The organism is Streptomyces sp. NPDC055140, from assembly GCF_053607285.1.
Map to the genome: position 1 here is coordinate 69,819 of NZ_JBSGTG010000002.1, position 13,332 is coordinate 83,150.

9 protein-coding genes are annotated in these 13,332 nt (G+C 70.1%); 4 read left to right on the forward strand and 5 right to left on the reverse strand.

Annotation, left to right across the window (positions count from 1 at the left end; all coding sequences use genetic code 11):
- Positions 1 to 54 precede the first annotated feature (54 nt).
- Together frc and oxc are read right to left on the reverse strand one after the other, a co-directional pair.
- A complete protein-coding gene (gene frc / locus ACWFR4_RS04350) occupies positions 55 to 1,311 on the reverse strand; it encodes a formyl-CoA transferase (RefSeq protein WP_266557359.1) in 1,257 nt (418 codons plus the stop codon).
- A gap of 88 nt (positions 1,312 to 1,399) precedes the next feature.
- On the reverse strand, positions 1,400 to 3,151 hold the full coding sequence (oxc, locus tag ACWFR4_RS04355; protein ID WP_453650729.1) for an oxalyl-CoA decarboxylase: 1,752 nt from the start codon (positions 3,149 to 3,151) through the stop codon (positions 1,400 to 1,402).
- A 293-nt stretch (positions 3,152 to 3,444) separates the two neighbouring features.
- On the opposite strand from oxc, the gene ACWFR4_RS04360 reads away from it, so the two are divergent.
- Positions 3,445 to 5,016 (forward strand): FadD7 family fatty acid--CoA ligase, encoded by a 1,572-nt coding sequence (locus ACWFR4_RS04360; RefSeq protein ID WP_453650731.1) that lies wholly within the window; start codon positions 3,445 to 3,447, stop codon positions 5,014 to 5,016.
- 37 nt (positions 5,017 to 5,053) lie between these two features.
- Here the strand turns inward: ACWFR4_RS04360 and ACWFR4_RS04365 are convergent, their stop codons facing one another.
- Positions 5,054 to 5,989: a LysR family transcriptional regulator gene (locus ACWFR4_RS04365; protein ID WP_266557365.1), complete on the reverse strand. Its 936-nt coding sequence runs from the start codon at positions 5,987 to 5,989 to the stop codon at positions 5,054 to 5,056.
- Between the two features lie 167 nt (positions 5,990 to 6,156).
- Entirely contained in the window at positions 6,157 to 7,131 is a 975-nt protein-coding gene (locus tag ACWFR4_RS04370; protein WP_266557367.1) for a 2-dehydropantoate 2-reductase, read from the reverse strand.
- Positions 7,132 to 7,388: 257 nt separating this feature from the next.
- On the opposite strand from ACWFR4_RS04370, the gene ACWFR4_RS04375 reads away from it, so the two are divergent.
- The 3 genes from ACWFR4_RS04375 (at position 7,389) to ACWFR4_RS04385 (ending at position 11,299) form a co-directional block, all read left to right on the forward strand.
- Positions 7,389 to 8,933 carry a Re/Si-specific NAD(P)(+) transhydrogenase subunit alpha gene (locus ACWFR4_RS04375; RefSeq protein ID WP_453650733.1) on the forward strand — a complete coding sequence of 515 codons (1,545 nt, stop codon included), beginning with the start codon at positions 7,389 to 7,391 and terminating at the stop codon, positions 8,931 to 8,933.
- A 6-nt stretch (positions 8,934 to 8,939) separates the two neighbouring features.
- Positions 8,940 to 10,412, forward strand: a complete 1,473-nt coding sequence (pntB, locus tag ACWFR4_RS04380; protein WP_453650735.1) for a Re/Si-specific NAD(P)(+) transhydrogenase subunit beta — start codon at positions 8,940 to 8,942, stop codon at positions 10,410 to 10,412.
- Positions 10,413 to 10,600: 188 nt separating this feature from the next.
- Positions 10,601 to 11,299, forward strand: a complete 699-nt coding sequence (locus ACWFR4_RS04385) for a GntR family transcriptional regulator (protein ID WP_453650736.1) — start codon at positions 10,601 to 10,603, stop codon at positions 11,297 to 11,299.
- A gap of 208 nt (positions 11,300 to 11,507) precedes the next feature.
- On the opposite strand, the gene ACWFR4_RS04390 is transcribed toward ACWFR4_RS04385, so the two are convergent.
- On the reverse strand, positions 11,508 to 12,926 hold the full coding sequence (locus tag ACWFR4_RS04390; protein WP_326710002.1) for an OFA family MFS transporter: 1,419 nt from the start codon (positions 12,924 to 12,926) through the stop codon (positions 11,508 to 11,510).
- Positions 12,927 to 13,332 lie beyond the last annotated feature (406 nt).

Below are 13,332 nucleotides of genomic sequence, written 5' to 3' on the forward strand. Positions count from 1 at the left end.
CCTCTGACTCCTGCCCCGCCTGCCGCCTGACCCCTGCCGCCAGGCGGACAGGCGTCAGGCGACGACGGAACCCTCGTGCAGCTTGCGGATGGCGTCCGCGTCGTAGCCCAGGTCCGCGAGGACTTCGTCGGTGTGCTCACCGAGCAGCGGCGCGCCCTTGATGTCCGGCTGGAACGCGGAGAACTTCACCGGGCTGCCCACCGTCAGATAGGTACCGCGCTCCTTCTGCTCCACCTCGACGATGGTTCCGCTCTTACGCATGTCGGGATCCTCGGCGAGCTCCTTCATCGACAGGACCGGTGCGCACGGCACCTCCCACTCGCGCAGGATGTCGACGGCCTCGTACTTGGTCTTGTCGGCGAGCCACTTCTCGATCTCGCCGAAGATGTCCATGATGTGTGGCTGGCGGGCGCGGGCAGTGCTGTACTCCGGGTCGTCGGCCCACTCCGGGCGGCCGATGGCCTCGGCCGTGCGCTTCCAGTTCTGCTCCTGGACGGTGAAGTAGATGTAGGCGTTGGGGTCGGTCTCCCAGCCCTTGCACTTGAGGATCCAGCCGGGCTGGCCGCCGCCTCCCGCGTTGCCGCCGCGCGGCACGGCATCGCCGAACTCGCCGTGCGGGTACTGCGGGTACTCCTCCAGGTAGCCGATCTTCTCCAGGCGCTGCTGGTCGCGGAGCTTGACGCGGGTGAGGTTGAGGCAAGCGTCCTGCATGGAGACGGAGACCTTCTGGCCGAGGCCCGTCTGGTTGCGCTGGATGATGGCCGTGAGCAGCCCGATCATCAGGTGCATCCCGGTGTTGGAGTCGCCGAGGGCGGCGCCCGAGATGGTGGGCGGGCCGTCCCAGAAGCCGGTGGTGGAGGCAGCGCCGCCGGCGGCCTGGGCGACGTTCTCGTAGGTCTTCAGGTCGTTCCACTTGGACTGCTCGTTGAAGCCCTTGACCGAGCCGAAAATGAGGCGCGGGTTGAGCTCGTGTATGTGGTCCCAGCCGAGGCCCATCCGGTCCATGGCGCCGGGCGCGAAGTTCTCGACAAGGATGTCGGCCTCGCGGATCAGCTTCTCCATGACCTCCTTGCCCTCGGCCGTCTTGGTGTTGATGGCCAGGGAACGCTTGTTGGAGTTGAGCATGGTGAAGTACAGGGCGTCGAGGTCCGGGATGTCGCGCAGCTGCTGGCGGGTCACGTCGCCGCCATTGATGCGCTCGACCTTGATGACGTCGGCACCGAACCAGGCGAGCATCTGCGTACAAGCAGGGCCCGCCTGGACCCCGGTGAAGTCGATCACCTTAATGCCCGCGAGCGGCTGTTCATTCATGTCTGAGTCCTTCTCGTGATGGGTTGCGCGGCGAACAGTGGTTGTGCGTACGCAAGTTGAGAGATGGCTTGCCAAACAGTGCGGGCGGTCACTTCTTCGACGGCACGATGTTGCCGACGGTGATGCCCTTGGGGTTGAGGTGCGAGATGTGACCGCTCTCCGTACCCGCGCCGGGGTCGATGGCGCAGTCGATCAGGGCGGGTCCGCCCGCGGCGAGCGACTCGGTGAGGGCCGCGGTGACCTCGGCGGGCGTGGTGGCGCGGTAGCCCTTGCCACCGAACGCCTCGATCATGAGGTCGTGCCGGGCGGACAGCGTCAGGGTGGTGGGCGACGGGGCGTCGTCGCGCGGGTTGACGTCGTTGCCGCGATACACACCGCCGTTGTTCATGATCACGGTGGTGACGGGGAGCTGGTAGCGGCAGATCGTTTCCAGTTCCATGCCGCTGAACCCGAAGGCGCTGTCGCCCTCGACGGCGATCACCGGCTGGCCGGTCTCCACGGCGGCGGCGATCGCGTAGCCCATGCCGATCCCCATCACACCCCAGGTGCCGACGTCCAGGCGGTGGCGCGGGACGTGCATGTCGATGACGTTGCGCGCCACGTCGAGGGCGTTGGCACCCTCATTGACGAGGTAGGCGTGCTGGTTGTCGCGCAGCACGTCGCGTACGGCGCGCAGCGCGCCCATGAACTGCATCGGGTGCGGGTCGGCCGCCAGGCGCCCGGCCATCTTCTCGACGTTCTGCGCGGAGCGCGCCGCGAGCTCCTCGCGCCAGGCGGCGGGCGCGGAGATCTGTCCCGGCTTGGCGCGCTCGGCCAGCGCCTCCAGCACGGACTCGACGTCACCGACGAGGGGGGCCGCGATCGGCTGGTTGCTGTCCAGCTCCCTGGGCTCGATGTCGACCTGGATGAACTTCGCGTCGGGGTTCCACTGCGGCGCCTCGCCGTGCCCGAGCAGCCAGTTGAGGCGGGCTCCGACGAGCATCACGACGTCGGCCTTGCGCAGCGCGAGGGAGCGGGCGGTCGCCACCGACTGCGGGTGGTCGTCGGGCAGCAGGCCCTTGGCCATCGACATCGGTACGTACGGGATGCCGGTCGACTCGACGAACTCCCGGATCCTGTCGTCGGCCTGGGCGTAGGCGGCGCCCTTGCCGAGCACCACCAGCGGCCGCTCGGCGCCGGCGAGGAGTTCGATGGCGCGATCCACCGCCTCGGGCGCGGGCAGCTGTCGCGGAGCCGGGTCGACCAGCCGGCTGAGGGTCTTGGCGCCCTCCGCCTTGTCCATGATGGAGCCGAGTACGGCGGCCGGGATGTCGAGGTAGACGCCGCCCGGCCGGCCGGAGACGGCGGTGCGCAGCGCGCGGGCGATGCCCCGGCCGATGTCCTCGACCCGGCTGATGCGGTACGCGGCCTTGCAGAACGGCTGCGCGGCGGCGAGCTGGTCCATCTCCTCGTAGTCGCCCTGCTTGAGGTCGACGAGGTGGCGCTCGCTGGACCCCGAGATCTGCACCATCGGGAAGCAGTTGGTGGTGGCGTTGGCCAGGCCGACGAGTCCGTTCAGGAACCCCGGCGCGGACACCGTGAGAGCGATGCCCGGCTTCTTGGTGAGGTAGCCGGCCGCGGCCGCGGCGTGGGCCGCGTTGGACTCGTGGCGGAAGCCGATGTAGCGGATGCCCTCGGCCTGGGCGAGCCGGGCCAGATCCGTGATCGGGATGCCGACCACGCCGTAGATGGTCTCGACGTCGTTCAGCTTCAGAGCGTCGACGACCAGGTGGTACCCGTCGGTGAGCTCGGCCTGTGCGTCGGCGTTCGCCGCTGTCTCCTGTGGTGAGGGGGCGGTCATGGTCCGAGGTCCTCCTTGGGCAAGTGATGCTGTGCGGCTTGTGGATCCACCTTCCGCACTGCACCCTCGCCCCGTCCAAGACCTGACGACGACCAGCCAATAACCAGTATTTATCAACGGCCGGAACGGGCCCGGGTACCTGCGGTGATAGTCGGCCACTATCAGCCGTTCACCGTTGCGCATTGGACGCTGACGGGCCACGGCCCCCAGGCTCGCAGTCGAGCGTTTCAGCTCTGTCGACCGTTTCGGCTGTGTCGGCTGGTTCGCCTCAACCGGCGCAAGGAGGTGCGGTGATGGCCACAGTGGCCACGGCGTCCGTGCGTGAACCGGACCGCTACCACGCCCCCGCGCTCACCGGTCTCGTCGATCTGCTGTCGCGGCCCGTGCGGGCGCGTCCGCATGCGCGGGCCCTCGTCGTCGGTGCGGAGCGCGTCGAACTGTCGTATGCCGCTCTCGCCTCGCTCGCCGACAACCTGGCCCGCCGGCTGACGGCCGCCGGGGTACGGCCCGGGGACCCGGTGGGGCTGGTCGCCGCGAACACCGTCGAGTACGTCGTGTCCCTCTTGGGTGCGGCCCGGGCCGGCGCGGTCGTCGCCCCGCTGGATCCGGCTCTGACTGCCGGTCAACTGGCCGGGCGGCTCAAGATGTTCGGGGCGCGGGTGGTGCTGTGCGGGCCCGAGGCGCCCGCGGGCGTACCGGCCTGGCCCGTGCGGGTAAGCGTCGCGTCCGGCGCCCCCTGCATGGTCACGCTCGATACGACGCGCGCGCCGCTCGGCCTGTACGGGACACCCGCACCGGGCCTCGCCCCGGACGACGCCCTGATCCTGTCGACGGCGGGCACCACGGACCGGGCCCGCCTGGTGCCGCTGACCCACGGGAACGTGGCCGCGGCGGTGCGTGCGCTGTGCGCGACGTACGAACTGGGGCCGCGGGACGCGACGGTGGCGGTCATGCCGCTGTTCCACACGCACGGGCTGATCGCGGCGCTGCTCGCCACGCTCGCCGGCGGCGGGTGTGTGCTGCTCCCGGCCGGGGGGCGTTTCTCGGCGGACACGTTCTGGGATGACATGCGGGCGGTGGGGGCCACCTGGTTCACCGCGGTGCCCGCCATCCACGAGATCCTCCTCGACCGCTCGGCGGTCGAACATCTCGCGCCGCTCGTGCCGCCGCTGCGCTTCGCCCGCAGTTCCAGCGCTCCGCTCAACACCGCGACCCAGCGGGCTCTTGAGCGCACGCTCGGGGTGCCGCTGCTGTCGGCGTACGGCATGACGGAGGCCGCCCATCAGGCGAGCAGCGAACCCCTGCCGCCGACCGGTACGTCCAAGCACGGATCCGTGGGCCGGCCGACCGGGACGCGGATTCAGGTCGTCGACGCGTCGGGGCAGGCGTGCCCGCCCGGTGTGCAGGGCGAGGTCTGGGTGCGCGGCCCCAGCGTGACCAGGGGCTATCTCGTCGATCCGGCGGCGACGGCGCACGGTTTCGGCGGAGGCTGGCTGCGCACCGGGGACCTGGGGCATCTGGACGCCGACGGCGCTCTGTTCCTCACCGGCCGGATCAGGAATCTGATCACGCTGGCGGGCGATCAGGTCAGTCCCGAGTACGTCGAGGACGTGTTGTGCGGTTGTCCCGCTATCGCCGAGGCCGCCGTGTTCGGGGTGCCGGACGAGCGGCACGGGCATCGGGTGGGCGCGGCCGTGGTGCTGCGCGAGGGGGAGGACGCGGAGCCCTCCGAGATCGTCAGGTACTGCCGGGGCCGGCTGGCCGCTTTCGAGGTGCCCGAGCGGATCCGGGTCGTCGAGGCGCTGCCGCACACGGCCAAGGGAGCGCTGGACCGGCAGGCGGTCCAGCTCCGTTTCGCCCGGTGACGTAGCGGCCGGGCGGGCCCGCCGGACCCGCCCCGCTTCAGCGGACCAGGGGTTCGGCCACGGGCAGCGGCTGGTCGAAGAAGTCGTCCAGGCGCAGTGAGGCCGCCGCCGTCATGAACGCGCGGGCCGCGAGCGAGCCCGGCGTCGCGTCGTGGATCGCGACCGAGATGAGCGCTCGCGCGTCCGGTTCGACGAGGCGCAGCGCGCGCATCCGGCCGGTGACCGGCAGGGCCCTCAGCCAGGTGTGGGGCACGATGCTGGTACAGGCGCCCGCGCCCACGTTCGCGTACAGGGTCGCCACCGAGTCGGTCTCCACCTGCGGGGTGACAGTGACTCCGCTGCGGGTGAACGCGGCGTCAATGACCTGACGGATCCGCATGTCGGGGGTGAGCAGCGCGAGCGGCAGCTGGGACGCCTCGGCCCAGGTGAGGGTGTCGGACTGGGGCAGCAGTTGATCGGCCGCGGCAAGCAGCATGTACCGCTCCTCGTACAGCGGTGTCACCTGGAGTCCGTCCCGGTCCTCGGGGCCGAAGTGGGCGATGGCCGCGTCGAGCTCGAAGGCGCGCAGCTGCCGGATGAGTTCCGTGGTGGACAGGCGGGAGCGCACTTGGACCTTGGCCAGCGGGTGCGCGGTGCAGAACGCCATCACCGGCAGCGCGAGCGTCGTCGAGGCGGTGGGCTCCGCGCCGAGGCGCAGCGTCCCGGTGATGCCCGACTGGACGGCGGCCACCTCGGCCTTGAACGCCTCCTGCTCGGCGAGGATCCGCTTGGCCCAGACGACCAGGCGCTCGCCTTCGGGCGTCAGGCCCTGGTAGTTGTGGCCGCGGTTGATCAGTGTGACGTTGAGTTCGCGCTCCAGTTTGGCGATCGACACGGAGAGTGCGGGCTGCGAGACGAAGCAGGCTTCCGCGGCGCGCGCGAAGTGCCTCTCCCGGGCCACCGCCACGAAGTACTCCAGCTGCCGGAAGAGCATGCCCCGCCTCCTGCTTCGTCCCCCGCATCCCATACGTCCCCGCCCCCGACCAGGTCGAACACACCTGCGGTGGCGCGCTGCCCGAGCTTACCCGGCGGTCTCGGCGGCGCCATGCCCGATCCGAAGGCCCTGCTCCCCCAAGGTCATTGGGGGAGCAGGGCCGCGCTTCATCCCGTGCCGGTGCGGCGTGCCAGCAGGTCGGTGGCCGCGTGCACCGCTCGGAGCCTGGGTGCCTCGGCACCCGTGATGTCGGCCATCTCCACCACCGCGGTCACGATGGCGTCGAGTTCCAGCTGCTTGCCCGCTTCCAGGTCCTGGAGCATCGACGTCTTGTGGTCGCCGACGCCCTCCGCGCCCCGCAGGCGCTTCTCGATGGAGATGTCCGGGTTGCTGCCGACCCGGGCGGCAATGTCCAGCGTCTCCTCCATGAGCTGGGCCACCAGGCGTCGTGTCGGCGGATGTTGGCAGATCTCCACCATCGTGGCCCGGGTGAGGGCGCTGATCGGGTTGAAGGCGACGTTGCCCATCAGCTTGATCCAGATATCGTCGCGCAGGTTCGGCTCCACGGGGCACTTGAGCCCGCCCGCGACCATCGCCTCGCTCAGCGCGGTGCACCGCGCCGAAATCCCGCCACCGGGTTCACCGATGGAGAAGCGGGTGCCTTCGAGGTGGCGGATCACGCCGGGGGCGTCGATGACGGTGGCGGGGTAGACCACGCAGCCCACGGCCCGTTCCGGCGCGAGGACCTTGCTGGTCGCACCGCCCGGGTCCACCGCCTCGATCCGGCGGCCCTCGTAGGGTCCCGCGAGCCGGTGGAAGTACCACCACGGGATGCCGTTCTGCCCGGCGACGACGGCGGTGTACTCGCCGAGGAGCGGTTCGATCAGCGGGCCGCTGGACGGGTAGGAGTGTGCTTTGAGCCCGAGGAACACGAAGTCCACGGGTCCGATCTCGGTGGGGTCGTCGGTGGCGTGCGGGTGGGCGACGAAGTCTCCGCGCGGGCTGATGACCCTGACCCCGCGCTCGCGGATGGCCTGCAGGTGCGGACCGCGGGCGATCAGGTGGACATCGGCACCACCCCGGTGCAGGGCCGCTCCTACGAAGGCTCCGATCGCGCCGGCTCCGAGGACAGCAATCTTCACGGCAACTCCTCTCGGGAGGAAGGGTGAGCGATTGTGATTGGATACTGTATGCAGTCGGACTCTCCGCTGTACACCCGTCGCGCCCGAACCGATACGGCCGCGATATCCCCAACTGCCCGGCCGCCGGGGCCCACCCCCGACACTCAGCAAACTGCATACAATATGCTGCACTGCTCCTGCCCCGTGCCCCTCTTGCTACGCTCCCGACGCTCCCGACGCACCGACGGACCCGTAAGGCCCCTGAGAGAAGGAGAGCAATGCCCGCTTCACCACCACAACGCATCGGCGTGGTCGCCGAGTCGACCTCCGGGGAAACCAGAGTGGCGGCCACCCCCGACACCGTCCGCCGCCTGATCGAGCTCGGCTACGAGATCGTCGTCGAGACCGGGGCCGGAGCCGCATCGGGCTTCTCCGACGTGTCGTACGTCGAGGCGGGAGCGCGCCTCGACGACGCCTGGCCGGCCGATGTCGTCCTCAAGGTCAACGCGCCGTCCCACGACGAGGTGCGGCGGCTGCGGGACGGGGCGACGATCGTCGGCCTGCTCGCCCCCGCCCAACACTCCGAACTCCTCACCCAGCTCGCGAACAGACCCCTGACCGCATTGTCGATGGACGCCGTGCCCCGCATCTCGCGGGCCCAGTCCCTGGACGTGCTCAGCTCGATGGCCAACATCGCCGGCTATCGCGCGGTCATCGAGGCGGCCCACGCCTTCGGACGCTTCTTCACCGGACAGGTCACCGCGGCCGGCAAAGTGCCTCCCGCGAAGGTGCTGGTGGTCGGCGCCGGAGTGGCCGGCCTGGCAGCCATCGGAGCCGCGGGGAGCCTCGGCGCGGTGGTGCGGGCCACGGATCCGCGCAGCGAGGTCGCCGATCAAGTGCGCTCGCTCGGCGGCGAGTTCCTGCCCGTAGAGGTCGAACAGGAGTCGGCCGGCGACGGATACGCGCGGGCCACCTCCGAGGCCTACGACCGGCGCGCCGCCGAGATCTACTCCGAGCAGGCCAGGGACGTCGACATCATCATCACGACGGCCCTCATCCCGGGGCGCCCCGCGCCACGGCTGATCACGGCCGTGCAGGTGGCCTCGATGAAACCGGGCAGCGTCATCGTCGACATGGCGGCGGCGCAGGGCGGGAACGTCGAGGGGACGGTGACCGGCCGGGCGATCGTCACCGAGAACGGCGTCACCGTCATCGGCTACACCGACCTCGCGGGCCGCCTGCCCGCCCAAGCCTCACAGCTGTACGGCACGAACCTGGTGAACCTGCTGAAGCTGCTCACCCCGGAACGGGACGGGCAGCTGACCCTCGACCTCAAGGACGTCGTACAGCGCGCGGTGACTGTGGTGCACGACGGCGAGACGCTGTGGCCGCCGCCCCCCGTCGCGGTCTCGGCGGCGCCCGCGAAGGCCCCGGCCGCGCCGGCGTCACCGGTCGATCCGACGCCGCCGCGGCGCCTGTCACCGGCGGGCCGCTACGGCCTTATCGCGCTCGGGATGCTCGCCCTGTTCGCGATCGTCGCCGTCTCCCCCGCCCAACTCGCCTCCAACTTCACGGTGTTCGCGCTAGCCGTGGTCATCGGCTACTACGTGATCGGCAAGGTCCACCACGCGCTGCACACCCCACTGATGTCGGTCACCAACGCGATCTCGGGGATCGTGGTGGTCGGGGCGCTGCTCCAGATCGGCCACCCGCCCCTGGCCATCAGCGTGTTGGCGTTCCTGGCCATCCTGCTCACCACCGTGAACATCTTCGGTGGGTTCGCCGTCACCCGTCGCATGCTCGGCATGTTCTCGAAAGGCTGAGGTTCGATGAACGCAACCACGGCGGCCCAGGCCGCCGACATCGTCGCCGCCCTGCTGTTCGTCCTCAGCCTGGCGGGACTCTCCCAGCACCACACCGCCCGGGCGGGGGTCGCCTACGGCGTGGCGGGCATGGCCCTCGCGCTCGTCGCCACCGTCGTCGTCGCCGGGCGCTCCGTCTCCGGCGGGTCGATCGCGCTGATCGCAATCGCGGGCGCGATCGGTGGCGCGATCGGCCTGTGGCGGGCCCGCCGCGTCGAGATGACCCAGATGCCCGAGCTGATCGCCGTGCTGCACAGCCTCGTCGGGCTCGCCGCCGTACTGATCGGGTGGAACAGCTACCTGGAGGTCGAGGCGCAGCACCCGGGCTCCACCGAGCTGGCCGGTTCGCTGCTGCGGATCCACCACGCCGAGGTGTTCATCGGCATCTTCATCGGCGCGGTCACCTTCACGGGTTCCGTGATCGCGTTCCTGAAGCTGTCGGCGCGCATCAAGTCCCGGCCGCTGACCCTGCCCGGGAAGAACCTCCTCAACGTCGGCGCTCTGGCCGGCTTCGTGGGCCTGACCGTCTGGTTCACCGTCAGCCCGAACCTCGCGCTGATGATCGCCGTCACCGTGCTCGCGCTCGCGCTCGGCTGGCATCTGGTCGCCTCCATCGGCGGCGGCGACATGCCCGTCGTGGTGTCGATGCTCAACAGCTACTCGGGCTGGGCCGCAGCCGCGGCCGGCTTCCTCCTGGACAACAACCTGCTCATCGTGACCGGGGCCCTGGTCGGCTCCTCCGGCGCTTACCTGTCCTACATCATGTGCCGGGCCATGAACCGGTCCTTCCTCTCCGTCATCGCGGGCGGCTTCGGCGTCGAGGCCGCACCCAGCGGCGAGGAGGAGCAGGGCGAGCACCGGGAGATCAGCGCCGAGGACACCGCGAACGCACTGCTCAACGCCACACAAGTGATCATCACGCCGGGGTACGGCATGGCGGTCGCCCAGGCCCAGCACCCGGTGGCTGAGCTGACGCGCCGCCTGCGCGAGCGCGGCGTGACCGTCCGCTTCGGCGTGCACCCCGTGGCCGGGCGGCTGCCTGGGCACATGAACGTCCTCCTGGCCGAGGCCCGCGTCCCGTACGACGTCGTCCTGGAGATGGACGAGATCAACGACGACTTCGCCGGCACCTCGGTGGTCCTGGTCATCGGCGCCAACGACACGGTCAATCCGGCGGCGATGGACGATCCGGCCAGCCCCATCGCGGGGATGCCGGTACTGCGGGTGTGGGAGGCGGAGCACGTCGTCGTGTTCAAGCGGTCCCTGGCCTCCGGGTACGCAGGCGTGCAGAACCCGCTGTTCTTCCGGGAGAACAGCAGCATGCTGTTCGGCGACGCCAAGCAGAGCGTGGAGGCGATCCTGCGCGAGCTGGCAGTGAGCGACCCGGGCCCGGCGGCGGGTTCCGGCCCCAGGCCGGCGGAGCAGCCCGCACCTGCCTGACCGTCAAGTAGACGTACACCGCCGATACGACGCGCGGCGGCCGGGATGCTCTCCCGGTCGCCGCGCGTCGCGCTTGGCCAGTTCCGGGATCTGCACAACAGAGTCAGATTGCATACAGAATCCTATATGCTGCACGGGAGCCCTCCACCACCAGCACCTCCCCGCAGCCCGCCACCCCGAGGGAGCCCATGCGCGAGCCACGCACTTTCCCAGGCACCGCGACGACACCGGTCGCCAGGCCGGCACCTCTGCGCCAAGCCGTGTACGACGTCTTGATCGAGCTGATCGTGGGGGGCGTACTCCAGCCGGGCCAGCATCTGATCGAGGCCGAACTCGCCGTGGACCTGGGCGTGAGCCGCCAGCCGGTGCGCGAGGCGCTCCTGCGCCTACAGTCGGATGGATGGGTGGAACTGCGCCCCGCGCAGGGCGCGTTCGTGCACAGCCCGACCGTCGAGGAAGCCGCCCAGCTCCTCGGCGTCCGCGCCGTCCTGGAGACCCACGCGGCGCACGGCGCCGCACAGTACGCGACCGGTGCTGACATCGCGCGCCTGTGGGAACTGCAGGCCGCCGGAATAGCCGCGCTCTCCGCGGACGACGCCCGCGGCATAGTCGAGGCGAACGCGGTGCTGCACGGATTCATCACCGAGCTGGCACGCAACCCCATCCTCGCCGAGCTGATCCGGCAGGTCGACCGCCGCGTGCGCTGGTACTACATGCCCATCGCGCGACCACGCGGCAAGGACGCGTGGAACGAGCACGCCGAGATCATCGACCGCATCGCGGCCGGCGACGCCGACCGGGCCGAGGCCCTGATGCACCAGCACACCCGGACGACCACCGACTTCTACTGCCGGCAGCTCAGTGCCGTGCCCCGAGCCGGGGCGTAAGGGCGGCGACACCGGACGGCCTCACCCCAACTTCCGTACCTGACACGCCAATTGGCCGGAGCCGGACGGAGCAGGGAGCGCACCCCACCGTCCGGCCCCGGCCTGTGCCACGGGTGCCCGCCGGACGACTGCCGCCGCCGTCCAGCGCTGTGTCCGCATCCGCGCACGGTCTGCGGTCCCGGGCGCGAGGACGCGCCCGGGTCTCCGCTCAGTTCGCCGCGCTGGTCAGCCCTCGACTGTCGCTGCCGGAGGCGGGCTGCACACCGGGCAGCTCCTGGTCCGCGGGGCGGCCGGGCTGGCGCAGCAGCAGGGTGATCAGGGCCGACAGGAAGGCGATGCCCCCTGCCAGGTAGTAGCCGCCCGAGTAGCCCCAGGCGCTGATCACCGAAGCGGCCAGGCCGCCACCACCGACACCGCCGACCAGCTTGGCGCTGTAGACGAGGCCGTAGTTGGTGGCGTTGTTGTTCTCCCCGAAGTAGTCCGGGACCAGTGCCGCGAACAGCGGGTAGAAGGCGCCGCCGCCGAAGCCGTTGACGAAGGCGAAGATCAGGAACATCGGCTCGTTGTGGGCCTGCCCCGACCACAGCACGCCGAACTGCGCGACGCCCGCGATCACAAGGACGAGCGTCAGAGTCTGCCGGCGGCCCAGCGTGTCCGACAGCCAGCCCACGGCGGCCCGGCCCACCCCGTTGACCACGGCGAGCACACCCGCCGACGAGGCGGCGATCAGCGGCCCGAAGCCGAGGCTCTTGGCGAAGGGGACCTGGAAGTTGATGCCGAAGAGGGAGACGCCGCCGATGCAGACGAGGGCGAACCACATCAGCGGCAGCTGCCCGGTCTTGATCGCCTGCATCGGGGTGAACTGCCCTTTGGCGGGCGGGTTCTTGCGCAGCCTGCGCGCCACGCGATCGGCGTCCTCGCCGCCACCGCGATTGAGCGGGTCGACGTCGTGCGGCCACCAGCTCTTGGGCGGGTCGCGGAAGAAGAAACCGCAGGCACCCACGAGGAGCACCATGCCCAGGCCGATCAGGTCGAGGACCAGTTGGTAGTTGCCGGGGTGGAACCAATAGCTGAAGACGAAGATCAACGGCAAGGTGCCGTACGCGAATCCGCCGTTGACGAAGCCGGTCCGTGCGCCCTTGTTGTCCGGATACCACTTGCCGACCATGTTGATGCAGGTCGCGTAGACGAGTCCGGAACCGGCGCCGCCGAGCACCGAGTAGCCGAGGATCACGACGATCGTGTTCGAGACGTGTGAGATGGCGATGAAGCCGAGTCCGGACAGTGCGGCTCCGAGGAGCATGCCCGTCTTCGCGGAGAGCTTTCCGGTCTCCCGCAGCCTGCCCGCGGGGAAGGCTACGCCCGCCTGGAAGACCGCCCAGATACTGGCGATCCAGAAGGCCTCGGTGAGGGTCCAGCCGTGGGCGTGCTCGAGCGTCGACTCCGCCGAGCTGTATCCGTACTCATAAACGCTGACACCCATCATCGCGATCCACGGGAGCCAGACCATCCATGCCCGGGGCCTGCCCAGGATGGAGCGGTCGGTCTCGCCGACGCGGTAGACGCGCCCGTTGGCGTCGGTGACTTCCCGGTACGAGGTGGAAGTCGCCTGCGGTGTTACTGACATGTGTGCCTTCCCTTGCTGAAAAGAGCCTGGCGTGCGCCCCCTGGGGCCTTGCTCTTCGTGCAGTGGTGAAAGCGACTCCCCTCCGGCTATGCGCGCCCGGGCTGGGGCCGGGCGCGGTGGGGGGTACGCCGTCGGCTCGTCACGAATCCGGGGCGGCATCCCGGAATCCGCCGGCGCGCAGGCGGTGACCTGGTGGTTCGTCCTCGGGGCGGCGGGTTCAAGTCCGCGGCGAGGTATGGCAGACAACTGACCTGCCGATCAGGCGCAGGGAGCCTGACTGCAGATTGCATACGGTATGGAGTGCGGAATTCTCGTGTCCAGTGGGGCGGCATGAAGCTTGACCAGTGCATTACCCAACTACCTTTGGGAGCCGTGTGGTTACAGGCCGCAGCGAGCAATGAGACCG

Bases quoted from the DNA above. Each gene is read 5' to 3' on its own strand.
- frc (WP_266557359.1), bottom strand. From the start codon at position 1,311: ATGAATGAACAGCCGCTCGCGGGCATTAAGGTGATCGACTTCACCGGG.
- oxc (WP_453650729.1), bottom strand. From the start codon at position 3,151: ATGACCGCCCCCTCACCACAGGAGACAGCGGCGAACGCCGACGCACAG.
- ACWFR4_RS04360 (WP_453650731.1), top strand. From the start codon at position 3,445: ATGGCCACAGTGGCCACGGCGTCCGTGCGTGAACCGGACCGCTACCAC.
- ACWFR4_RS04365 (WP_266557365.1), bottom strand. From the start codon at position 5,989: ATGCTCTTCCGGCAGCTGGAGTACTTCGTGGCGGTGGCCCGGGAGAGG.
- ACWFR4_RS04375 (WP_453650733.1), top strand. From the start codon at position 7,389: ATGCCCGCTTCACCACCACAACGCATCGGCGTGGTCGCCGAGTCGACC.
- pntB (WP_453650735.1), top strand. From the start codon at position 8,940: ATGAACGCAACCACGGCGGCCCAGGCCGCCGACATCGTCGCCGCCCTG.
- ACWFR4_RS04385 (WP_453650736.1), top strand. From the start codon at position 10,601: ATGCGCGAGCCACGCACTTTCCCAGGCACCGCGACGACACCGGTCGCC.
- ACWFR4_RS04390 (WP_326710002.1), bottom strand. From the start codon at position 12,926: ATGTCAGTAACACCGCAGGCGACTTCCACCTCGTACCGGGAAGTCACC.